The 22,904-nt window shown below is 69.5% G+C and carries 17 protein-coding genes and 2 pseudogenes; 4 read left to right on the forward strand and 15 right to left on the reverse strand.

What is annotated here, in order from left to right; genetic code table 11:
- Window positions 1-10 precede the first annotated feature (10 nt).
- The 8 genes and pseudogenes from OH768_RS13860 to OH768_RS13895 all read right to left on the reverse strand — a co-directional run.
- The gene (locus OH768_RS13860) at window positions 11-1,135 is read right to left on the reverse strand and encodes a caspase family protein (protein WP_406453492.1); all 1,125 of its coding nucleotides are present in this window, start codon (window positions 1,133-1,135) and stop codon (window positions 11-13) included.
- A complete protein-coding gene (locus OH768_RS13865; protein WP_406453494.1) occupies window positions 1,132-2,304 on the reverse strand; it encodes a hypothetical protein in 1,173 nt (390 codons plus the stop codon). Before OH768_RS13865 ends, OH768_RS13860 begins: the two co-directional genes overlap by 4 nt.
- Before the next feature lie 108 nt (window positions 2,305-2,412).
- Window positions 2,413-6,837: an FxSxx-COOH system tetratricopeptide repeat protein gene (gene fxsT, locus OH768_RS13870; protein WP_406453496.1), complete on the reverse strand. Its 4,425-nt coding sequence runs from the start codon at window positions 6,835-6,837 to the stop codon at window positions 2,413-2,415.
- Window position 6,838: 1 nt separating this feature from the next.
- A complete protein-coding gene (locus OH768_RS13875; protein ID WP_406453498.1) occupies window positions 6,839-7,924 on the reverse strand; it encodes an AAA family ATPase in 1,086 nt (361 codons plus the stop codon).
- Complete coding sequence (locus OH768_RS13880; protein ID WP_406453500.1) at window positions 7,921-9,477, reverse strand: effector-associated domain 2-containing protein; 1,557 nt, start codon at window positions 9,475-9,477, stop codon at window positions 7,921-7,923. Before OH768_RS13880 ends, OH768_RS13875 begins: the two co-directional genes overlap by 4 nt.
- Window positions 9,478-9,635: 158 nt before the next feature.
- Window positions 9,636-12,206 carry a polynucleotide kinase-phosphatase gene (locus OH768_RS13885; protein ID WP_406453502.1) on the reverse strand — a complete coding sequence of 857 codons (2,571 nt, stop codon included), beginning with the start codon at window positions 12,204-12,206 and terminating at the stop codon, window positions 9,636-9,638.
- Window positions 12,203-13,666, reverse strand: coding sequence for a 3' terminal RNA ribose 2'-O-methyltransferase Hen1 (locus tag OH768_RS13890; protein WP_406453504.1), 1,464 nt, complete (start codon window positions 13,664-13,666; stop codon window positions 12,203-12,205). The genes OH768_RS13885 and OH768_RS13890 overlap by 4 nt, the downstream gene beginning before the upstream one ends.
- Before the next feature lie 547 nt (window positions 13,667-14,213).
- Window positions 14,214-14,394 (reverse strand): annotated as a pseudogene (locus tag OH768_RS13895) (pyruvate formate-lyase 1-activating enzyme); the annotation flags it as partial.
- Between the two features lie 375 nt (window positions 14,395-14,769).
- Here OH768_RS13895 and OH768_RS13900 point away from each other — a divergent pair.
- The gene (locus tag OH768_RS13900) at window positions 14,770-15,309 is read left to right on the forward strand and encodes an RICIN domain-containing protein (RefSeq protein WP_406453506.1); all 540 of its coding nucleotides are present in this window, start codon (window positions 14,770-14,772) and stop codon (window positions 15,307-15,309) included.
- 83 nt (window positions 15,310-15,392) lie between these two features.
- On the opposite strand, the gene OH768_RS13905 is transcribed toward OH768_RS13900, so the two are convergent.
- Entirely contained in the window at window positions 15,393-15,752 is a 360-nt protein-coding gene (locus tag OH768_RS13905) for a MarR family transcriptional regulator (RefSeq protein ID WP_406453508.1), read from the reverse strand.
- 54 nt (window positions 15,753-15,806) lie between these two features.
- Between OH768_RS13905 and OH768_RS13910 the strand changes: the two genes are divergently transcribed.
- Window positions 15,807-16,340 carry a hypothetical protein gene (locus tag OH768_RS13910; protein ID WP_406465827.1) on the forward strand — a complete coding sequence of 178 codons (534 nt, stop codon included), beginning with the start codon at window positions 15,807-15,809 and terminating at the stop codon, window positions 16,338-16,340.
- Between the two features lie 156 nt (window positions 16,341-16,496).
- Here the strand turns inward: OH768_RS13910 and OH768_RS13915 are convergent.
- A pseudogene (locus tag OH768_RS13915) lies at window positions 16,497-16,664 on the reverse strand (pyridoxamine 5'-phosphate oxidase family protein); the annotation flags it as partial.
- Between the two features lie 223 nt (window positions 16,665-16,887).
- A complete protein-coding gene (locus OH768_RS13920; RefSeq protein WP_406453510.1) occupies window positions 16,888-17,553 on the reverse strand; it encodes a TetR/AcrR family transcriptional regulator in 666 nt (221 codons plus the stop codon).
- A 164-nt stretch (window positions 17,554-17,717) separates the two neighbouring features.
- On the opposite strand from OH768_RS13920, the gene OH768_RS13925 reads away from it, so the two are divergent.
- Window positions 17,718-19,187: an MFS transporter gene (locus OH768_RS13925; protein ID WP_406453512.1), complete on the forward strand. Its 1,470-nt coding sequence runs from the start codon at window positions 17,718-17,720 to the stop codon at window positions 19,185-19,187.
- Between the two features lie 89 nt (window positions 19,188-19,276).
- Here the strand turns inward: OH768_RS13925 and OH768_RS13930 are convergent, their stop codons facing one another.
- Window positions 19,277-20,200: an LLM class F420-dependent oxidoreductase gene (locus OH768_RS13930; protein ID WP_406453514.1), complete on the reverse strand. Its 924-nt coding sequence runs from the start codon at window positions 20,198-20,200 to the stop codon at window positions 19,277-19,279.
- A 244-nt stretch (window positions 20,201-20,444) separates the two neighbouring features.
- Here OH768_RS13930 and OH768_RS13935 point away from each other — a divergent pair, with 244 nt between their 5' ends.
- Complete coding sequence (locus tag OH768_RS13935; protein ID WP_406453516.1) at window positions 20,445-20,621, forward strand: hypothetical protein; 177 nt, start codon at window positions 20,445-20,447, stop codon at window positions 20,619-20,621.
- Between the two features lie 32 nt (window positions 20,622-20,653).
- Here OH768_RS13935 and OH768_RS13940 read toward each other — a convergent pair whose 3' ends face one another.
- From OH768_RS13940 to OH768_RS13950, 3 genes are all read right to left on the reverse strand, one after another.
- Window positions 20,654-21,127 carry a DUF6099 family protein gene (locus tag OH768_RS13940; protein ID WP_406453518.1) on the reverse strand — a complete coding sequence of 158 codons (474 nt, stop codon included), beginning with the start codon at window positions 21,125-21,127 and terminating at the stop codon, window positions 20,654-20,656.
- 191 nt (window positions 21,128-21,318) lie between these two features.
- Complete coding sequence (locus OH768_RS13945; RefSeq protein WP_262063276.1) at window positions 21,319-21,645, reverse strand: nucleotide pyrophosphohydrolase; 327 nt, start codon at window positions 21,643-21,645, stop codon at window positions 21,319-21,321.
- The gene (locus OH768_RS13950; protein WP_406453520.1) at window positions 21,642-22,874 is read right to left on the reverse strand and encodes an AAA family ATPase; all 1,233 of its coding nucleotides are present in this window, start codon (window positions 22,872-22,874) and stop codon (window positions 21,642-21,644) included. The genes OH768_RS13945 and OH768_RS13950 overlap by 4 nt, the downstream gene beginning before the upstream one ends.
- Between the last annotated feature and the right edge of the window lie 30 nt (window positions 22,875-22,904).

Here is a 22,904-nt window from a genome sequence, read left to right on the forward strand (position 1 = left end):
CGCCACCTGATCAGCCCAGACGAAGCCGTCGGGTGCGAAATGCCGCGAATTCCCGCAGAGCGTCCGCGAGTTCGGACCTCCTCTCGGGATCGTCGTCGAGCGACACCACGACGTCGAACAGCTCCCACAGGTCCTCGGGACGGCGGCGGCCGAGCGTGGTGAGGATGCCTGTGATGTCGGTGCGGGCCTTGTGGTGGCGGGGCAGAGTCGCGTAAACGCGTGAGCCCAAGGCGGCGACGACGGCCTGCCGTTCGACGGGGTCAGCAGTCCATGGGTAGGCCATGACCGCCTCCACCACGCGGCCGAGCGGAGAGAGCGCACGCTCCTCCGCCGAGGGCAGCGTCTCGGTCCGCCGCGGACTCTGCAGCCGGATCTCCGGATGCTGCAATGTCCGACCCTCCTCACGCAGGGCATCCACCCGAACCCGTACGGCGGAAAAGAGTTCCTCCGCATCGGGCAGTCCGGGCAGCACGTCGGCGCGGGCCGCGAGCAGGTCCAGCAGGACGTCCGAAAAGAGGCCGGTGGCCCGCACGGGATCGTTGGCCGCGACTCGGCCGCGCCCCGCGGCACGCAGCAGCGACTGCCGGTGCGCGAGGTTGCGATGCCCCACGGGGAGGGCGTCGGCGGGGAGCGGAACGCGGAAGGCCAGCGCCTCCTCGAACGTCTCGCAGGCGTCCACGAGCCACAGTTGCTCGGCGAGTCCGGGTACGGCGTCACCGGCGTAGCGGGCCAGGGCGGAGTCGAGGTCGAGTGCCACCTTGTCGCCGGTGGTGGCGTCGGAGCACAGCAGCCGGAGATGTTCGGCACGGTCGAGGACACCGTGACCGCCCCACCACACCCACAGGACCTCACCCCGGACGGACGGGAGTTCACGTACGAGCACGCGACGCAAAGTGGCATGGTCGGCGGGCCGGTAAGGAGTGTCGGGGACGAACGGAGGCAAAGGGGCGAGGTGCAGCCGCAGTTGGGACTCCGGAACCCCGGCGCTGCGTAGCAGCCGATGGAACGCGAGAGCGTCCCTTGCGGGTCCGGGCAGGTCCCAGGCGCTTCCCGCGTCGTACTTCTCGATGCCGACGATCAAGGCATGGACCCGGCTCGGGTCCTGGCGCCGGACTGATGTCTGGGGGCCGGTCATGGCAACCGGTCCACAATGTGCCGGTACACGGCGGGGTTGGTCCAGTAGGCGCTGTGCGCGGCAGGGAACGGCTGACGGCTGTCGACCGCGATGTCCGTGACGCGCTCGGCGAAGAGGCCGGCGCCGAGGTAACTGAGCAGGTCCCGGGGGTCGTACAGATTCAGCCAGTGCGGGACGTGGCGCGGCAGTGGGTCAGGATGCATGAGGGAGGGCAGGGCGCCCAATTCGTAGAGGAAGGGTCCTTGGGAGCCTGCGGTGACCAGCAGGCGGACCTGCGGGAGCGGGGCGGTGACCAGCGTGTCCAGGGCGATGATTCCGCCGAGGCTGTGGCCGACGAGGGTGACGGGTGGTTCGAGTCCTTCGATCAGTGCGCGCAGGTCGGCCCGGACCGCCTCGCCGCGGCTGAGGTAGCGCAGGATGTCCCCGGCGGCAGGGTGGGCGGCCTCGGTCAGGGCCCGTCGGCGGCGCACGACGGCACGGGAGGCGCCACGGCCCACCATGCGCAACAGCAGTGTCCCCACACCGCGTTCCGCGCCCCGGGCCGGTGCGCCAAGTGCCTGGGCAACCCTGTCGACCGCGATGTCCCGGACGTCACCGACCGGGATGAGCGGAGAGTCGGCGTCCAGCGTGTCGGCCAAGAGACGCGCGACCAGAGCGCGGGCGGTGACGATCGCGAGTTCGTCGGCGTTCAGAGCGGCGGCTGCCGGACCCAGCAACGGGTGGGAAGCCAGGTCCGACGCGGCGCGCGCCAGGCCGGGGCCGAGGTCGGCTGCGGGTCCGTCACCCTGGGCGGCCAGGTCGACCAGCAGCGCCTGTAACTTCTGCTCGGCCGGCACGGTCCCCGGCGGGCGTTCCACCTCTGACGCGGCCCCGGCGGCCGCCAGGGCGAGTTCGGCGTCGGGGTCCGCGTACAGCACGGCCCAGGCGGCTGTGTCGTCGTCCGCGTCCGATCCGGCGGGGCCGTCACCGAGGACACGGCTCGCACCCGTCTCCGGCGGCAGGCTCACCCCGCCGGCCGCCAGCGTGGCCCCGTGCGAGCCGCCCCAGTAGTACGGCACGACCCGAAGTCCGTCACGCAGGGCACCGAGCCCGGCAGCGACCCGCCCGGCCAGGGCCGAGAAGCCGGGTTCGCGCACCCCTGTCCCGTGGATGAAGACAACTGTCGGCATGTGCCCCCCGTGACACGGCTCCGGATTCCCGTACGACTGCCTGTGGTGACCGGCACGGCGTCCCGGCTGAGTGCGGCATCATGTGCCGCACGCAGCCCGAACGTCATGTCACAACGGCATCGGCGCGATGTCGCATTCGATCCGGCGGCGCTGACGGGCCGCCAGGAACCAGGGGTGGTCTTCCCGGACGACTCGCTTGAAGCCCTCCAGCGCGCGTCGCTCCATCTCGTCCGCCTCTGCCCCGCGGCTCAGCCCCCGGAGATCGAGTGCGAGGTTCGAGGCGCAGGAGAGAGTCAGCGGGTGATCCACTCCAGCCGCTTCGGCCAGCAGCGGGAGGTTGGCCTCGTCGATCTGGCGGGCTCGGTCGAAGTCCAGCCACTGGTAAGCCGTGTTCGCCTGGCCAATCGAGACGGTCAGTGTCATGACGTGGTGAGGTCCGACCGTCTCCGCCATTCGGGTGGCTGCGTCGTCCTCGCATTCCTGGGCTGCGGACAGTTCGCCCAGAGCGCGCAGAGTGGCCGCCAGATTGGCCTTCATAAGGAGCGTGTGGCCATGGTTGTCGCCGTAGCGATCCGCACAGCGCACCGCCGTCTCCTCACCGAGTCGGCGCGAGCCCTCGAGGTCACCGGTGAGTCGCCGGTCAACGCTGACATTGATCGCCAGCGCCAAAGAGTCGGGGTGATGGGGACCGTAGCCTGCCACAAAGCCGTTGAATGTCTCGTCGGAGAGCTTGGCGGCGTCGGTGATAGCACCGTCGCGGCGACGGCAGACCGCCAGATTGCCGGCGATGCGCAGGGTGAGAGGGTTGTCGTCGCCGAGCGCGGCGCGCGCCCGGCGGTGTACGTCCTCCTGATGGAGGCGAGCGGCGGGGTAGTCACCGCTTTCGCGGATATCGATCGCCAGTCCGTTGAGACTGTTGAGCGTCAGAGAACTGGCAGGGCCGAACACTTCCTCACGCAAGCGCGCTGTCTCCTGGTCCATGGGCAGCGCCTCACGGACCTGACCGCACAGTCGCAGGTCGACACCCCAACTGTGGGCGGCCCGCAACGTGATCTCGTCATCGGGTCCCAACTGCGTGCGAGCCCGCTCCGTGGCTTCCTGACCCAGGTCACGGGCCTCCGCGAACCTGCCTTGAAAACGCCGCGCGTCAGCCAACTCGATCATGGAGTCGATGAGGTCCTCCTCGTCGACCTCCACTCGACGAGATGTCTCCAGCGCCTGCTCGCTGAGCCGGATGGACTCACCGCTGTCACCGACGACTCGCAGTAGGAACGCCAGGATCTTCGAGATGCGGATGACACGGATGTCTTCCTCGCCGGACGCCTCGGACCAGGCCGTGTACGCCTCTCGGGCGAGGCTGGCAGCACCTTCGAAGTCACCCCAGTAGTAGAGGAAGAACGTGGTGTCATAGACCAGTTCGCGGACATCCGTGTCAGTACTCGTCACGGCCTGGGAACTGAGGACATGCGGCAGCAGTGCCTGGTAGGCGGGCCACTCCTTGGACGAGGCGTAGTGGCCAGGTTTGGCCGCCGACAGCAGTTGATGGGCGGCGTTGCGCATACGCTCACGTTCCTCGGGTTCCTGCTTTGCAAGCAGTACGTTCTGCAACAGACGGTGCATCTGCAACGTATCGGACCGAAGGTCCAGTTTCACCAAAGAGAACTGGGTCAGGTCACGAATAGCCCGCCTAAGTTTGATCGACTCACGCAGAATGGGGTCGACGTCGGGCGCGATGTCAATACCACGACTCTTGCGGAGCATGGAGATCGGGATCGGTTCCGGCGCCATGCAGGCGCAGATGTCCAGGAGCTCGCGCGAGCCCGGGGTGTTCTCTCTGATCCGCTCCAGCGAGATGTCCCACGCTGCCGCGACGGTGAGAGGGTAGTCAGGGGCTGGGTCGAGGTCGAGGATCTCCGGACTACGTTGGTTCAATAGATCGAGGTATTCCTCGACGAGCATCCCTGTGACAGCGCGCCAGGCCCCAGCCTGTTCCACGGCGAGCGGCAGATCTCCCAGGGCCGCCGCGAGCCGATCCGCGTCGGCCTGGGACAGGTCGGGGGACCGCTTCTGGAGCAGCTCGATCGATTCTTCCCGCTCGAACACGTTGACCGGAAGCGGGGTCGCCACACGTTCCCATTCGCGGTTCCGGGAGGTGACGATGATCTTCCCTGGGCCATTGGCGGGAAAGTAGCCGCGCACCACGTCGACGTTCTCGGCGTTGTCGAAGATCAGCAGCCAGTTGTCATGCACACCCGAACGTAGCGCCTCCAGGACTGCGGGTACTGCCGTGTTGGCAGCGAGTGCGCTGCCGCTGTCCTGCACCGCGGGAACCAGCCGCAGCCGCGCGGCCAGGGTGGCGAGCGCGGTGAGAATCAGGCTTTCCTGTTCGGCGGGGATCCAGCAGATCACCTTGTAGTCCTGTTGATGGCGGTAGACGTACTCAAGCGCGAGCTGGGACTTGCCCACGCCTCCCATCCCGTGCAGCGCGTGCGGCAGTACGGCTGCTGTGTCCTGGGCGCTCAGCTGCTCCTCCACCGCTTGGAGGAGCCCCATCCGGCCCACGAACGAGGTGTTCCGCAAAGGGACGTTCACCAGGAGGGCCGGTGCTCCGGTCATCGACGTTCCGGTCGCGGTGCTCGGCATGTGAGTTTCATCCTCCGGTGTTTCGGGGTGGGATGCATCGGTAACCGGAATCGCCACATGCTCTCCAGGTGGTGGATCGGGGACTCTGGACACGGAGTGATCAATGCCCGCTCCTCCGCCGGTTCCACCTATCACGGCTGGCTTCGCTGTGCCGGATGCAACTAAACGCGCTTCGACGCGTTTCACACGTTCGGAATAACGCTTACTCGATAAAGCCCGCATTACTGCCAACTCCGCGAGTAACGAGCTGTGCTCCGCCGGATCGGGCAGCGCGGTGCCCTCCGGATCAAGCAGAGCGGCACGCAGCGCCACGCCTCGCCGACCGGCTGACGGAAGGCCGGCCAGGGCGTTGACCGTGATCCAGAGCTCGACTCGGGTCGTGGTCGCCAGGAGCGCCTCCCTCACGCCCTCGGCGAACTCCGGCTGCCCCTCACCATCTCCGTTCCAGTCGATCAGGCCGCCCATCAGGATCTCGGCGAGGTGATCGGGATGGGTCCCCGGCTTGATCCGGCTGCGGATCTGGCCGATCAGTTCCCGTTCGAAGGGAGCCGCGGCCAACTGACAGGCGAGCTTACGTGCCGACGGAGTGGCGACTTCGAGGAAACGGCGCACGGTGGCCGTCGCCGCGCGGGGAAACCTCGGCGCGTTCAGGCCCAGTGCGGGCGCGCCCTTCGTGAGGGTTCCGGCCAGCACGACCTGGAGTCCACGCCGTACCCCTTGCTTCCCCGTGACGAGTTCGGCCCAGGAGGCGATCGATCCGGGGTTGAGCGACAGGACGGGCACCGGCACGGACCCGTCGCTGCCCTCCGGGAGAGGACGCATCGGATCGGGTCCGCCGGGCGGCGGCCAGTGTTCGAGGTTCTCGTTGGTCGCGCCGAAGCCACCGGCCCCGAGTTCCGCCTCGTACGGGTACAGCGAGGAGCGGCGTCGAAGGTGGCTGGGAAGCAGGTGGACAACGGCCGTGGGGCCTGCCCGCCCCAGACGGCCCAGCAGGGCGTCGGCGGCTGGTCCCGCCCAGCCGTGCGCCAGACCGTCGGTGACGACCACGAAGACGCGACCGCGGCTTCCGTCGAGGAGTTCGGCAGGATCGGTGGCGACCTGTTCGGTGCCGCGCCGCACGGTGGGGAATCCATCGCGCGGCACCGTGACCCTCGCGACGCGCACGGAACGAAACGCGCCGCTCTGCTCGGCCGCCTCGACCAGCTGGGCGGCGGTGCCCTGCCAAATCCACATGGTGGGCGCGTCGTCGATCAGGAGAACCAGATCGAAGGCCGAGGTGAGAGCCGGCCGCAGGAACGGCATCCACAACCCGTCGACGATGCCCCGCTCCGCGGTGGTCTCCTCGTCCAGTTCTCTGGTCACCCGGGACGGAACACGGCGGGCGAGCCTGTGCAGGGCGCGGGCGAGCCGGGCTGTCTCCCTGCCGGGACCCGGTGTTCCCCGCGCCGACTCCGTGTCCGGCAGCAGGGGCCGGTCGAGGTGTACTACCTCGGTGCCTTCGGGATCAGGTAACAGCCGGGGGCTCGGCGCCGTGCCGCCGACGCCCGGAGCTCCGACCGAGGCCGCAACCGGCCGGCGAGCGTACGGGGCACTGGAACGGCTCTCGTCGTCGGAAGTCGCCGCAGGAGGCTGCTCCGCGACGGTGGAGACCAGTGGGTCAATGTGCGGACGGGCCAAGGCCCCGTCGTCTGCCGGATCCGGTACCGTGCTGTCGTCGGCACGGTGACCGCAGCGATCCCAGTAGGCCGCCAGCCATACGACGTCAGCCAGTTCCTTCCAGTGCGGTAACGCGTCCGCGTCGGCTTCAGGGAATGACAAGAAGGACGACGTCCCAGCAGTAGGGTCCTCGTCGCCTTGCTCGGATGAGCGCTCCCTGTCAACGCCGGTCAATTCAGCGGCCCTTCGCGAGATCGCGGAGCAGCAATTCAATGAGCTTACTGCCGTGAGCGTCGGCCTGGAAACCACTGAGAGTAGTCAGCTGTACTGCGTTCAGCAACTGATCGAGGGAGTGGATACCTCCGCTCCCTACCCGGCGCAGATAGCCGTCCACCAGGTTCTCCGTGCCCTCCGGTCGCGCCCTCAAATGGCTCTCCACCATGGCCAGAAGTTGCTCCCGGGTGGGCGGCCGCATCTCCAGTGGCAGGCAGCGCCTGCGGAACGCGGCCGGGAACTCCCGTTCCCCGTTGCTGGTGATCACCACGACCGGGAACTCCCGGCACTCGACGCGTCCGTCACGCACCTCCGCGTGGCCGCCGGGGTCGCTGGTGTGCACGCGGGCCGACTCGGCGGCGTCGCGCACCAGTTCGGGGATCTCATAGCTGCCGTCCTCCAGGGCGTGCAGCAGGTCGTTGGGGAGATCGATATCGCTCTTGTCCAGTTCGTCGACGAGCAGGACGCGGGGACGGGCGTAGGGCAGCAAGGCTGTGCCCAGCGGGCCGAGGGTGACGAACTCCCCCAACGTGGGGCTCTGTTGAGGGTCGAACGGGGAAACGGGTGCGCTGTCGTCGGTGCCGTCGTCGAGCCCGGCCGCAGCCGCCCCCCGCAGTCCGGCCCGCCAGGCGGCGATGGCCTGTGCCCGCCCCAGTGCGTCATAGGTGTGGAGCCCGTCGCGCAGTGTGGTGCGACTGACGATGTTCCATTCCAGGACGCGTCCCAGGCCGAGTTCGCGTCCGATGAGGAAGGCGAGGGTGGACTTCCCTATGCCGGGTGGCCCGGTTATCAGCAGCGGCCGACGCAGCAGTAACGCCGCGTTGACGATGTCGGTCTCCCCCGCGCCGAGTTGCTTGGTCACGTCGCCGGGTCCGAGGCGCCGCGTCGCGGCCTCTTCGTCTTCCGGCGGCGGAGGCTGGAGCGGGCCACCGCGGAACTGTCGCCACGCCGGGGCCGCGGGCAGTTCGGGCGGCAGACCGTCCGGGGCATGTCCGGTGGCGTGGAAGACGTGCCAGTCACTGGGAACCGTCTGCTCCTGCGTGGTCATGCCGGTGCCTCCTCGCTGGCGAGATCGTCTTGATCGAAGTCGTGGAAGTCGACGAGTCGATTCGGGTCGTCCCAGAAGAAAGCGATGTGACGCCCGAGCAGATGGGGGCCGTCGGCGTTGTTGAGTTCGGCCCTGAGGCGAAGACGATGGATGGCCAAGGGGATCTGTGTCGGCGTCGGCACTGACGCGAACACAGCAGTCACCACTTCCCGCCGCTCTTCGATGAAAACGCCCCGACGGTCCCAAAGAGCCAGCCCGATACCCTCGGCGATGGCCGCTTTGAGCGCCGCCAGCGGTGAGGCGGATCCAGGAGCGTCCATGACGACTGCCGTATGTCTGCTTTCCCCGGCCAGCACGGTTTCCCACTCGTCCAGCCGGTCGGCGTCGGGCTCCCGCCAGCCGTGCACCACGACCCCCTGCTCGCTGAGAGCACGCCAGCGTGCCAGCCATTGCTGCCGAATCCGTACGTCGGTGGTACGCATCCGTTCCAGACTGCGTAGGTGCACTGCGTATTTCAGCGCGAGCGGTAACGGTCTCCCGTCGCCCGTCTGGAACTTCAATCCCGACACATCGTGGTTGAGGAGGTCGTACGGAAGGACGAACTCCACGTACGGCGGCGCCTGTTCCCGTCCATCGGGGGGTGACTCCTGCTCGGCCGTCCACAGCCAGGCGCCCTGGCGCAGCGTTCGTTCGACGGCCGGGCCAAGGCCCTCGATCGTGGTCGTCTCGGGTTCTCCGGGCTGCGGGTTCCAGCGGCCGGGCGCGGTGTTGAGCCAGGGACGGACCACGATCTCGTCCGAACCGTCCCTGGCGGGCTCCACGGCCACGACGAGGCAGCGGGGAATCCCGGGGTTGTACGCCGCGGCGGCGCGCCGGACGCGGCGGCGCTCCAACGCGTCCGACAGGTCCGCCCGCCGTGCCCATTCTCTGGCCCAGTCGGCCAGATCCGTCCGGCGATCGGGAGTCTCGGCAAGCAGGGCCGCGTGTTCCACAAGCAGCACCGCGGGAGGAAGGCCGTCGGACTGGACGTTCAACTCGACGACATAGGTGAAGAGTTGCTCGGGCGAGAGTCCCATGGGGAGGTCGACACCATTCAGTTCCCCGACGAGTTCGTCCCGCAGGCGAAGTGCGGGAACTTCGCCCTTGGCGGAGTCCAGCAGGGTGCGGGCGTCGCGCTCGTCCTCGCTCGTCAGCGGACCGGACGGCACCTCGCTCGCGGACGTACCGACGACCGGGGCGAAGAGTCGCTCCAACTCACCTGCCGCCGTGGGTCCTTCATAAACTCGCACCACCAACAGAAGTACGCGTTCGCCGCCCGCCACGCTCAAGGAGGCGCGAGCGAGAAGGATGGCGTCATCGCGCAGTCTGACGCCCCGTAAGTCGACCGGCCGGTTCAAGTGCTCCCCGAGGACGACGCCGAACTGCACCCGCTGCTGTGGATCGTCCAGACAACTGAGTTCGCACAACGCGTCGGTCAATTTGGCGAGCAGCTGAAGTCCGTGTACACGTTCGAGATCGCTCCCGGGTTCGCCGAACCCCGCGCCTGTCTCCACCGACTGTCCCCCATGAGTCGGTATGCCTGCTGGACCGACCTGCGAAGATAGCACGGCAACTCACGGTTAACCAGGGGCCTTTGAGGTTCAGGACCAGTGGGTCCGGTGGGATTCCCGGTGGGGAGGCGCGATCGTGCCTCCCCACCGGGAATGGACGCCTACAGCCGAGGATCCACCGGCTCCGACTCCAACGCCAGCACCCCGAACACCGCCTCGTGCACCCGCCACAGCGGCTCCCCCTCCGCCAGCCTGTCGAGAGCCTCAAGACCCAGCGCGTACTCCCGGATCGCCAGTGACCGCTTGTGGTTCAGGAAACGGCCGCGCAGGCGGGCGAGGTTGTCGGGGCGCGTGTACTCCGGGCCGTAGATGATCCGCAGGTACTCGCGGCCGCGGCACTTGATGCCGGGCTGGACCAGTCGGCCCGCCGCGCTGCGTACCACCGCGCCGATCGGCTTGACGACCATGCCCTCGCCGCCCCGCCCTGTCATCTCCAGCCACCAGTCGACGCCCGCCTGGATCGACTCCGGGTCGCCGGTGTCGACGTACAGGCGGCGGGTGGTCTGCAGCAGGCCGGTGCTGTCGTGCTCCACCAGCCGGTCCAGGAGGGCGAGTTGTTCGTCGTGCGGGAGTGCGGCGAGGCTGCGGCCCTGGACCGCGAGGATCTGGAACGGGGCCAGGCGGACGCCGTCGAGGCCGTCCGTGGTCCAGCAGTAGCGCCGGTACGCGTCGGTGAACGCCGAGGCGTCGGCGGCCCGTTCGCGCTGCCGGGCGAGGAGGGCCGTCACGTCCACGCCCCGTTCGGCGGCGCCTTCCAGCGCGGCCACCACGCCCGGGAACACCGCTCCGGCCGCCGCGCCGACCGCCGCGTACTGACCGCGCAGCAGCCCGGACGCCTTCAGCGACCAGGGCATCAACTCCGCGTCCAGCAGCAGCCAGTCGGTGTCGAGCTCCGCCCACAGGCCCGACTCGTCGAGCGCCGTGCGCAGTCGGCCGAGGATCTCCTCCGTGACCGTACCGTCGTCGAAGAACGGGCGGCCCGTGCGCGTGTACAGAGACCCCGTCGGGCCGCCGTCCACACCGAACCGCTTGGCCGCCGTCTCCGCGTCCCGGCACACCAGCGCCACCGCCCGCGAGCCCATGTGCTTCTCCTCGCACACGACCCGCGTCACCCCGTCCTCGGCGTACTGCGCGAACGCTTCCGCCGGGTGCTCCAGAAAGTGTCCATCAGCGGCTCCGCCGCGGGCGTCCACCCGCGAGGTCGCCGTCGGCGCCATCGTCGGCGGCAGGTACGGCAGCAGGCGCGGGTCGACCGCGAAGCGGCTCATGACCTCCAGGGCCGCCGCCGCGTTCTCCTCGCGGACCGACACCCGGCCGGCGTGCCGGGTCTCCACCACGCGTCGGCCGTGTACGTCCGCCAGGTCGAGCGGGCGGCCGTCGTGGCCGCCGGGTGCCTCCGAGCGCAGTGGGCGGGTCGGCTCGTACCAGACCTGCTCGGCCGGTACGTCGACCAGCTCCCGCTCCGGCCAGCGCAGCGCGGTCAGCTTGCCGCCGAAGACCGCGCCGGTGTCCAAGCAGATCGTGTTGTTCAACCAACTGGCATCCGGGACCGGGGTGTGACCATAGACAACCGCCGCGCGGCCCCGGTAGTCCTCGGCCCACGGGTAGCGCACCGGCAGGCCGAACTCGTCGGTCTCGCCGGTGGTGTCGCCGTAGAGCGCGTGCGAGCGGACCCGGCCGGAGGTGCGGCCGTGGTACTTCTCGGGCAGGCCGGCGTGGCAGACCACGAGCTTGCCGCCGTCGAGGACGTAGTGGCTGACGAGTCCGTCGATGAACTCCCGCACCTGGGCGTGGAATTCCTCGGTCTCCTCCACCATCTGCTCGATCGTCTCGGCCAGGCCGTGGGTGTGCTGGACCTTGCGGCCCTTGAGGTAACGGCCGTACTTGTTCTCGTGGTTGCCCGGTACGCACAGCGCGTTGCCCGATCCGACCATGGACATCACGCGGCGCAGTACGCCGGGCGAGTCGGGGCCGCGGTCGACGAGGTCGCCGACGAAGACGGCCGTGCGGCCCGCCGGGTGGACACCGTCGTCGTAGCCCAACTTGCCGAGCAGGGTCTCCAGTTCGGCGGCGCAGCCGTGGATGTCGCCGACGATGTCGAAGGGGCCGGTGAGGTGGGTCAGGTCGTTGAAGCGCTTCTCGGTGACGACGGACGCGCTCTCGATGTCCTCCACGCCGCGCAGGAGGTGCACCTTGCGGAAGCCCTCGCGCTCCAAACTCCGCAGCGAGCGCCGGAGTTCGCGGGTGTGGCGGGTGATGACGCGGCGCGGCATGTCGGCCCGGTCGACGCGGGCGGCGTTGCGCTCGGCGCAGACCTCCTCCGGTACGTCGAGCACGATGGCGATGGGCAGGACGTCGTACTGCCGTGCCAGGTCGATGAGTTGACGTCGGCTGTCCTGCTGCACGCTGGTCGCGTCGACGACCGTGCGGCGGCCGGTGGCGAGGCGCTTGCCCGCGATGTAGTGCAGGACGTCGAAGGCGTCCCGGCTGGCGCTCTGGTCGTTCTCGTCGTCGGCGACCAGGCCCCGGCAGAAGTCCGAGGAGATGATCTCGGTCGGCTTGAAGTGCCGGTGCGCGAAGGTGGACTTGCCGGAGCCGGAGGCGCCGATCAGGACCACCAGGGACAGGTCGGTGACGGGCAGGACCCGCCCCTTGTGCTGTGTCTCGGTCATGCCGCCTTCGCCTCCTTCGTGGTCATCTGCTGGAAGACCGCCATCTGGGTGGGCGGGCCCACCTCGGGGTCGTCGGGTCCGACGGGTACGAACTCGACGTCGTAGCCGTGCCGTTGGGCCACCTTCGCCGCCCACTCCCCGAACTCGGCGCGCGTCCACTCGAAGCGGTGGTCGCCGTGCCGGACGTGTCCGGCCGGGAGGGTCTCCCAGCGGACGTTGTACTCGACGTTCGGGGTGGTGACGACGACCGTCCTGGGGCGGGCGGCGCCGAACACCGCGTACTCCAGCGCCGGCAGCCGGGGCAGGTCGAGGTGCTCGACGACCTCGCTGAGCACGGCGGCGTCGTACCCCTTGAGGCGGTTGTCGGTGTAGGCGAGCGAGCTCTGGAAGAGCTGGACGCGCGAGGACTGCCGCTCCCCCATGCGGTCGAGCTTGAGGCGGCGGCCCGCGATGGTGAGCGCGCGCATCGACACGTCAACGCCGACGATCTCCGTGAACCGGGTGTCCTTGAGCAGCGCCTGCACCAACTGGCCCTGCCCGCACCCGAGATCGAGCACGCGGCCGGCGCCGGAGGCCTTGAGCGCCTCGACGATCGCGTCCCGGCGCTGCACGGCGAGCGGCGTCGGCTTCTCCTCGGTCTCCGTCTCCGGCTCGACGGCGTTGTCGATCTCCTCGACCTCGCTGTCGTCGGCCTCGGCGAGCCGTACCAGTTCCAGTCGCTCCATGGCCTCCCGGGTGAGGGACCAACGGCGGGACAGATAGCGGCTGGTGATCAGCTTCTGCTCCGGGTGCGCGGGCAGCCAGCCCTCACCGGCGCGCAGCAGTTTGTCGACCTCGTCGGGGGCCACCCAGTAGTGCTTGGCGTCGTCGAGGACCGGGAGCAGGACGTACAGGTGGCGCAGCGCCTCGGCGAGGGTCAGTGTCTCCGACTCCAGTACGAGGCCGACGTACCGCGAGTCGCCCCACTCGGGGAACTCGGCGTCCAGCGCGACCGGTTCGGCGGTGACCGTCCAGCCGAGGGGCGCGAAGAGCTTCCGTACGAGGTCGGTTCCGCCCCTGGCGGGCAGTGCGGGCACCTCGATGCGCAGCGGCAGCGGCTGGGCGGCGCGCTCGGGGCGGGCGTTGCACACGCCGCGCATGGCGCTGGAGAAGACCGCGCTGAGCGCGACGGCGAGGAGTGAAGAGGCCGCGTACGGACGGTCGTTGACGTACTGCGCGAGCGCCGCGTCGGGCGCGCCGCCGCGTCCCTTGCCCTTGCCGCGCCGGACCAGTGCCACCGCGTCGACCTCCAGCAACAGCGCCGCCGTGCAGCGCCCGGCGTCCGCCTCTGGGTAGAGGACGTACGCCTGGCCGTACGACGTGGAGAACGCCTGCGCCTTCTCGGGATGCTTGTGCAGCAGGAACCCGAGGTCGGTGGCGGGGAGTTCGGGGGTGCCGGTGGTACTGATCGTCAGGAACACGGTGGGTATGCCTCGAAACCTCTTCTGAGCTGCGGATACTTGTCGTGCGGTCCACTGCCGTGCACATTCCGTGCATACGCGCCGAATGCCGGGGAACCGCGACGATGGGAGAGCGCGCCTCGGCGATCACTGCTCCGGAGCCTGCCTCGCCCTCGTAGTGATGTGCACACCACGCAGCGGTCAGCCGGCCACGCGGCGCCCCTTGTTCAGCGCGCCTCCACAACGTACAGCGAACATCCCCGGCGTACTCAGGCATTTTCCCTTGCCCCGCACAGCTCGGCCGCGGGCGCCGGTGCCGCCTCCGGCAGGCCAGTCGGAGGGGTGAGGCCGTACGACTCCGCGATGGCAATCCCGCGCGCTCGGGCCTCCTGAGACCTCGCCGTTCCCGCTTCCGAACCTCGACAGCCGGCAGCGGAGCCCGCAGGCGCGCCATGTGTTCCTGGTACTTGCGAAGCAGAAAGGAACCGATGGCGAGTGACTTTTCGCTTGCCATGGTCTTCAACGGGCCGGCTCGCCCTCTCTGCCGATCCGCCCCGTTCCGAGATGATCAAAAAGCCGGGACTCCATGCTTCCTGAAGCGTGTGCGGACGCTCTCGATCAGGGCTGGGGCGGGAACCGGGTTGTCGTGCCTCCGGATCGTCGGTCCAGCCGGGGACCAGGACGTACCTGATCCACATCGGGACGCCGAACCGGTCGAGGCGGGTGGGGAAGTTGACGGTGGGGGCGAGGCCCGGGATCACGGTGTTCGCCTCGTTCGAGGAACGGCGCCACGCGGCACTGGGCGCGAGGGGACAGCGGATACGGCCGTGGTGCGGGCTCGCGTTGACGATCTCCCGTATCACCCGGCCACCCCAGTGAACCCGATCCCACTCATTGACATGGACCCCTTGACTCGACTCTTTCAAGCGGTACCGAGACGTGCACCGATCCTCACACGGTCCTCTGAGTAGTGATTGCTCATGCCCCGGCGCCTCGCGTGCGGAAAACTCGGGATGCCACTTCGAATCGGAAGGAGAGCGAGGAAAAGGTCCGTGCTCTTCAATAAACCGTCGGAAGGATGGTGTGGGAAAGTGCCCACAATGGCAAGGAAATCAGCTCGCCTCATGGTAGCTCTCCTGCTCGCAGGTATCGGCTCGATCCTGGGCGTCACCGGGGCAAACGCACAAACCGCGCCCAGTACCGTCGCCACTCCGTTGGTCGGCGAATTCCATCGCATCCTGAACGTCGCCAGCGGAAAGTGTCTGCAACCGCAGAGCACGAGCTTCGGTGCGCCCATCGTGCAGAAGACCTGCGACGGCAGCAGCGCCCAGGGCTGGTTTGCCCTGGACATGGGAAGCAACCACTTCAGATTTCTCAACCCGAGCGGCTGGTGCATGTTCGTCAGTGACACGCTGACAAACGGGGGGCCGGTCTGGCAGGACGAGTGCGCGGTGGCAGGCGGAACCACCGTCAGCAACGCCGAGTGGAAGGCCAGTGCCGCGCTGCCGAATGACGTCACCCTGAGGAGCCATGTGCACTTCGTCGACACCAATTTCTGTCTCGACGTGCCAGGCGGATCCACAGCAGAAGGACTTGCGGTGCAGGTCTGGACCTGCAGCGGTACCTACAACCCCAACCAGCACTGGATCGTCGGCTTGAACTGACCTCAACGACCATGACTTGGCGCGCCATTCGATCAGCTGTCGCGCGGAAACACCGTTGATTCGAGTTTCCGGCAGCCGTCAGGTCATTCTCGTTGAACCCGGCCTCGATCTCGCATGACGGTCCGTCGGTTTTCCGACGGACCGCTTCTCTGTTGCGGATACTTAGTGGGGGAGCATGTGGCCCAGTACGACGTCGCGACATTCCCGCGGGCGTCTCCCTCGTAACGCCGTTTCACGACCTGACCGCGGCTTTGCAGCGCGTCCACGACGCGGGTGATACGGCTCGCGGACAGCGCGGTGGCCGCCGCCAGGTTCGCCATGCGGAGCTCCTGGTTCTCGCCCTCGGACAGGCTCATCAGGACGACGTACTCGGTGAGCGTCAGTCCCGTCGACCGCAGCAGATCGTCGTCCGAAGAACGCGGCAGCGCGACGATGACACGCATCAGGGCACGCCAGAAACTCCGGCCCTGCCGGGCGGCCCCGTCTACCAGCGGATCATGGCCGTGTTCGCCGAAGCCGACGCTCCGCTACGGGCGAGGAACGTGTTCGAGGCAATGGACCTGGACCTGGTGCCGAACAACATCAACAACGTCCGCATCAAACTCAAGCGCGTGACCGGGCACGGCATCCCCGTCGTGGCCGCGGAGAACACGGGGCTGCTCCTGGAGAACGGCCCCGAGTTCGACCTCACGGACGCTCTTCACGCCGCAGCCGCAGGAATCACCCCGCCCGCAGGATGCGAACCCGCCGGGAAGCTGTGTCTGCTCGGCTTTCTCCTCCTCGACCAGCACCGCGCGCGTCTTTACGTGACCGGCGAGGGGCTGCTGGTAGCGCTCGGGCACGTCCTGTGGACCTGCACGGTGCCCATGACGTTCTCCGGCCCCAGCGCCACAGGAACCGGCCGGTCTCGGGCGTGGGCACTTCCAGCCGCCAAGCCGTCGCCATGGCGCGCACCTTGGGGAACATGTCCTCGATGCCGGTGCGGAAGATCTTCCCGCTCGCACAGTCGCGGACGACCGTGGACCGGTTGATGAGACGCTCGGCGAAGGTGCCGGGGAGTCCGAGCCGGTCAGGTGCAGCCCCGTCTCGCGCAGCGCCTCGCGGCCCAACTGCGCCGGGTAGTTCCTGACGAGCCGGCCGACCAAACCCACGCGTGCCCGAGCGAAGGTCCGGAAGCAGCTGCCGACCGCTGCGACCTCGTCGGCATCGAAGGCGACGACCGAGCCGTCGATCGCACGCACCAGCTCCGAGGCCGCGGAGGTACGCAGCAGCACCGCGCCGTCGTGGTCCAGACAGAAGTTCACGGGCAGTACGGCGGGCAGGGCTTGGCGGGTGTGCACGATGCGGCCGACGGGCGGCCCAGGGCGACCCCGCGCTCCCACAGGTTCTGGTCTGCTCCCCGCACCGCGAGACACTGGGCTCTCCCGGCCTGTGCTCCTCCACCGAACCGCTCAGTGTCCTACTGGCCCGCGCCTCCGGTGTCTCCCCGGCGGCGGCGAGCCGGCACACCACCCCCTCGGGTCAGCCTTGCTGCGCGGCCCGCACCAGGCCGTAGGGGAGACGGCGGCCCCCGCTCGGTTATCGCGCGGACTCCCCGGCCAGGCCTTCCACCGTCGTGACCGTCTGGTCGAGGATCGTGTCGAAGAGGCGGGCGTGGGCGGCGGGAAGGTCGGCGAGGAGGGGGCGGAGGGGGTCCGTCGTGGGGTCGGGGGCGGGGGCGTCGTCGAGGAGGGCGGTCATTTCCTCGTCGGGTCTGCGGTAGCCCTCGTAGACGGCGTTGCCGAGCAGCGTCGAGGAGATGAGGGTCACGGCGAGGGCCAGGTCCTCGGCGGAGAGGCCGGCCGGGAGGAGGATCTCGCGCAGCCGGGTCAGGCCGGGGGTCCAGGCGGGGTGCCGGGTCGTCGTCATGTACGGCATGAGCTGGGGGTAGGGGCGGAGGTTTGCCTGCCCGGCGCGCATCCAGGCACGGAGCCGGTCGGGCCAGGGGCCGTCGGGGATGGGGTCGCGGCGCATGGCCTCCAGGACGTGGTCGGCGGCGGCCTGGAGGAGGGCGTCGCGGTCCGGGAAGTAGCGGTAGAGGGCCATGGGGGCGGCGCCGACGATGTCCGCGACCCGCTTGATGGTGAGGGAGACGGCCGGTTCGGCGAGCAGTACCTCGACCGCGCCCTCGACGATCCGCTCCCGTGACAGCCGGGGCGGGCGCCCCCTGCCCCGGCGGCCGGAACCCGTCGCCACCTGCGTCATCCGTTGTGCCTCTCCGTCCGCGACAGCCGTGCCCGGACAGGGGAAGGCTACCGCTCCGGCAGTTTCCGAGCCCGGCTCCATTTATTTTGCGTATGGCGTACGAAAAACATGCCAGACTCGCTTCGTTCAGCCTCGTGTCGTACGCATCAGCCGGAGGCTTCGCCATGTCCGCGTCCGCCGTCCCCACCCCGCCCGCCGAGGGGTCCGGGCCCTCGCGCTCCGGCGCCGTCGTCTGGGTCCTGGCCCTCGGTGGGATCACCGTCTCGCTGATGCAGACGCTGATCATCCCGATCGTGCCCGAGCTGCCGAAGCTGCTGAACTCCTCACCGTCCGACGCCACTTGGGCGATCACCGCGACCCTGCTCGCCGGTGCCGTCGCCAACCCGGTGGTGGGGCGGCTCGGGGACATGTACGGCAAGCGGCGGATGCTGCTGCTCAACCTCGTGCTGCTGATAGTGGGTTCGGTGGTCGGCGCGCTCAGCGACTCGCTCGCGCCGATGATCGTCGGACGGGCGCTCCAGGGCTTCTCGATGGCGGTCATCCCGCTCGGCATCAGCATCATGCGCGACGAACTCCCGCCGGAGCGGCTGGGATCGGCGACCGCGCTGATGAGCGCGTCGCTCGGGGTGGGCGGTGCGCTGGGGCTGCCGACGGCCGCGTTCATCGCCGAAAAGGCGGACTGGCATGTGCTGTTCTGGACGGCGGCGGTGCTGGGTGCCGTCGTGACCGCGCTCGTCGTGGCGCTCGTACCGGAGTCGGCGGTGCGCAGCGGAGGCCGGTTCGACGTCGTGGGCGCCGTCGGGATGTCGATCGGTCTGGTGTGTCTGCTGCTCGCCGTCTCCAAAGGGGCGGACTGGGGTTGGGGCAGCGGGACGACGACCGGACTGTTCGTCGTGGCCGTCGCGGTGCTGCTGGTGTGGGGCTGGTGGGAGTTGCGCACCGACCGGCCCTTGGTCGATCTGCGCACCAGCGCGCGGCGCCAGGTGCTCCTGACCAACCTCGCGTCCGTGATGTTCGGCTTCGCCATGTTCGCGATGTCGCTGGCCGTGCCGCAACTGCTCCAACTGCCCACGCTCACCGGCTACGGCCTCGGCCAGAGCGTGCTCGCGGCGGGTCTCACGCTCGGTCCCTCCGGCCTGGTGATGATGGCCACGGCGCCGCTGTCCGCCCGGATCTCGGCGGCGGCCGGGCCCAGGGTCACCCTCATGCTGGGCGCGCTCGTCGTGGCCGCCGGTTATGGCCTCGGCGTCGTCATGCTGGCCGCGGTCTGGCAGGTCGTCGTGGTGTGCTGTGTGATCTCCGCCGGGGTCGGTCTTGCCTACGGCGCGATGCCCGCGCTCATCATGGGGGCCGTGCCGCTGTCCGAGACGGCCGCCGCGAACAGCCTCAACAGCCTGATGCGCTCCATCGGTACCTCCGCCTCCAGCGCCGTCGCCGGAGTCGTACTGGCGCACATGACGACGACGTTCGGCTCGCTGGCGGTCCCCTCCCACAACGGTTTCCGCGTGATCATGGGCATCGGTTCGGCAGCGGCCCTGTCGGCCCTGGCACTGGCCGCGTTCCTCCCGGGCCGGCGGCCGGCCGTCGGCGCGGGGGTGCCGGCGGCGGCCTCCGCCGGTGCGGGGGCGAGGTAGGGGTTCTGGAAAAGTGTGTCACTTTCCACCGAAAGTGACACATTTTTTTGGAGGGGGTCGGCGGGGCTCAGTACCCCGCCTTCGCGGTGCTACGACAGCTGCGACTGCACCTGGGACGAGATCAGCTCCAGGTGGTCCAGGTCGTCGAGGTCGAGGACCTGGAGGTAGATGCGCCGGGAGCCGGTCTCGGCGTAGCGGCCGATCTTGTCGACGACCTCGGACGGGGAGCCCGCCAGGCCGTTGGCCTTGAGTTCGTCGACCTCGCGGCCGATCAGGGCGGCGCGGCGGGCGACCTCCTGGTCGTCCTTGCCGACGCAGACGACGAGGGCATTGGAGTAGATCAGGTCGTCGGCCTTGCGGCCGGCGGCCTCGGCGGCGGCGCGGACCCGGCCGAACTGCCGCTCGCTGTCCTCGATCGAGGCGAACGGGATGTTGAACTCGTCGGCGTACTCAGCGGCCAGCTTCGGGGTACGGCTCGTGCCGTGGCCGCCGATCAGCACGGGGATCCTGGACTGCGCGGGCTTGGGCAGCGCGGGCGAGTCGGTCAGGTCGTAGTACGTGCCGTGGAAGTCGAAGGTGTTGCCGGGCTTGGTCTCCCAGAGGCCGGTGACGATCGCCAGCTGCTCCTCCAGCCGGGCGAACTTCTCCTTGGGGAACGGGATGCCGTACGCCTTGTGCTCCTGCTCGAACCAGCCCGCGCCCAGGCCGAGTTCGACCCGGCCGCCCGACATCTGGTCGACCTGCGCGACCTGGATGGCGAGGACGCCGGGGAGGCGGAAGGTGCCGGCCGTCATCAGGGTGCCGAGGCGGATGCGCCTGGTCTCGCGGGCGAGGCCGGCCAGGGTGAGCCAGGCGTCGGTGGGGCCGGGGAGGCCGTCGCCGGAGCCCATGCTGAGGAAGTGGTCGGAGCGGAAAAAGGCGTCGAAGCCGAGGTCCTCGGTGGCCTTGGCCACGGCGAGCAAGGTGTCGTAGGTGGCCCCCTGCTGGGGCTCGGTGAAGATGCGAAGATCCATGCCTCCATCCTGCACGCCGGGGTGCCGGCCAACCCCACCGGTCCCTCCGGCCCCACTCCTGCCCGGTCGGGTGAAATTGCGTCAACCGTGCGCACGGGGACTGCCCGTGCCAGTGCCCCGCCCCGGTGGTGATCGTTGGCTCGGGCGGAGCCGGACCGCCCGGATTCCCGCACCGGCAAGGCGACGTCGGGGCGTCACCTGCATCGGCCTCCGCTCTCGGAGGCCACGGGCCGAGGAGGCCGTCATGTCCGTAGAAGCCGTGCCGCAGCAGGGCGGGCCTGCGCAACCGAAGGGGTTGTTGCAGCAGATGGAGGAGCTGATGGCGTCACTGAACGCGGACCTGTCCGCCCTCGACGCGGACCTGCAGTCGGCCGGAAGCACGGGGTCGGTGTCCGCCGAGGAGGGCGGCGCAACCGCCTGACGCTTCTGCGGCGCCGGAGGCGGACGTCTCGGTCACCCCGCCTCCCGCTCCGGTATCTCCGCCCGCTGCCGGTCCGCCAGTCTTCGCAGCATCTCCAGGACCCGGTCCCGCGACTCGTCGGCCGCGTCGATCGCCTCCATGCACTGCCAGTACGTGCCCTCGTCGTCCGCCGCGCAGGCGATGCCGACCAGGGCGATGCCGACCTCGCCGAGCAGGCCGCCCAGGCAGAGGAGAGCGAGCCGGGCATCGCCCAACTCCGTGAGCTGCGCCGCCCGTAAGTCCTCTATCGCGAGCACCGGCGTGTCCAGGACGCCGCAGCCCCGGCCCGCCAGCTCGGTCAACCCCAGTGCCTCACCGCGCAGTTCGGGCGGACCGAAGACCGCGAGGCGGCTGCCGATCGCCTGGGCGAGGGCCTGCGCCTGCCACACCTCCGTCATGGTCTGCGTTACGTCGCCGCTTCCGGCCAGGGCACGCCTGCTCGTCACGATGAGCCGCATCGCGTCCATGCACTGCCCCCGTCATATCCCGACGTGCTGTTCGCACGTCCGCCCGAACTCCCTAGTCCACTACCCAGAGTGAGAGTTCCTGAGACGAAAAGCCAGAGGAAGGCGGAAATCTGTGGACAACAAATCGGTTGCGGACAGATGAATGACTCCGGAGAGTGAAAATGGACGCGCCGACTCCCCCAACTTGTCCATTACGGCCGGGGGAATCTGTCCTCGTTCCGGTCGATCTTCGCCTCCAGCGCGGCGAGCGGGTCGATGCCGAGCACCTCGCACAGTTGCAGCAAGTAGGCGAGCACATCGGCGACTTCGTCCCGCACCCGGTGCGCGCTGTCCGGGTCGTCCATGACCCGCGCGGACTCCTCGGGGGTCAACCACTGGAAGATCTCGACCAGTTCGGAGGCCTCCACGCTGAGCGCGGCGACGAGGTTCTTGGGGGTGTGGTAAGGCTGCCAGTTCCGTGCGGCGGCGAACTCGGCCAGTCTGCGCTGCAGTTTCGCCACGTCGAGATGTTCTGTCACGGCTCCAGGTGTACCACCGTGACCCCCTCGACCCCGTCGGCCCAGGACGCGTCGCTCACCGCGCCGACCAGCCTGATGTGCCCGCGCTCGCACATCCGGGCGGCGAGCCGCAGCAGTTCGGCCCGTTGCCGTACGTCGAGCCCGCGGTCGAGGCCGTCGGCGAGGACGGTGAGGGTCTGCATCGCGGCCGGGATCTCGCCCGGCGGGTCCACCTCCAGGACGCCGGGGCCGGTGAGGAGCACCAACGCGAGTGCGGCGTAACGGAGTTCACCGTCGCCGAGCCGTTCGAAGCCGGTCCGCGGGCCGTCGCCCCGGTCGAGTACGGCCCTGAGCAGACCGTCGCCGAGCGGTTCCGCGAGCACGTCCGCCACTGCTCCGGCGCATCCGGTGCGGACGGCCGCGACAAGTTGGTCGTGGCGTCGTCCGCACTCGCTCCGGGTGCGCCACAGCACGTCGGCGAGGTTGGCACAGTCCCGCAGCAGCCGCCCGTCGCCGATCGGCACGGGTGCGCGCATCCGCTCGGGCGCCGGGTCGCAGGAGAAGACGGAGCGCAGGGCGACCACCATCTGCTCGGCGGCTGCGAGGACCTGTCGCTGTCCGTCCGTCTTGCCGGCGACCCGCAGCGGCAGCAGGGCGGTGCCGAGGCGGTCGTCGGGCAGCGGAGCACGGGTGACCGGTGACGAGCCCGCCGTGTGCCAGGCGGCCTGTACCGAGCGGCGGGCCGGGTCGCGCAGGGCGGTCTCCAGGAGGACCAGGCCGCCCGACGTCAACCGCTCGCCCACGATGCGCAGTTCGGGCTCGGCCTGGACGGCGACGTCGAGCCGTACCGGGCCCTCGGGTCCGTCCGCCGTACAGCCGATGCGGAAGCCGCGCCGGCGCTGGGCATCGGGGCGGGCCCGGTCCGGGACGCACGCGACCGGGTCCGGGAAGACGTCCCTCACCTCGCCTCCGCCGCCGAGCCGCGCGAGTGCCTCGTACGCCCGCAGCGCGCTCGTCTTGCCGCAGCCGCTGGACCCGGCGAAGAGGGTGAGCGGCCCGAGCGGGAACCCGGCGCCCCGGTGGGTGGCGAACGCCGACAGCCTCAGCTCGGTGAGGTGCGGCCGGTCGGGGTTGGACTCAGGGCCCGCCGATGCCGGCCGGGGTGAGGCGGCCTGCGGCGACTGTGCCTGCGGCGGCACGCGGGGCTGGCACGGCGGAGCGGACTGCGGGGACTGCGGGGACACGGCCATATCCGGACCGTAGGCCTCCGCCGTCGGGCG

It is taken from the genome of Streptomyces sp. NBC_01622, assembly GCF_045209635.1.
Taxonomy (GTDB): domain Bacteria; phylum Actinomycetota; class Actinomycetes; order Streptomycetales; family Streptomycetaceae; genus Streptomyces.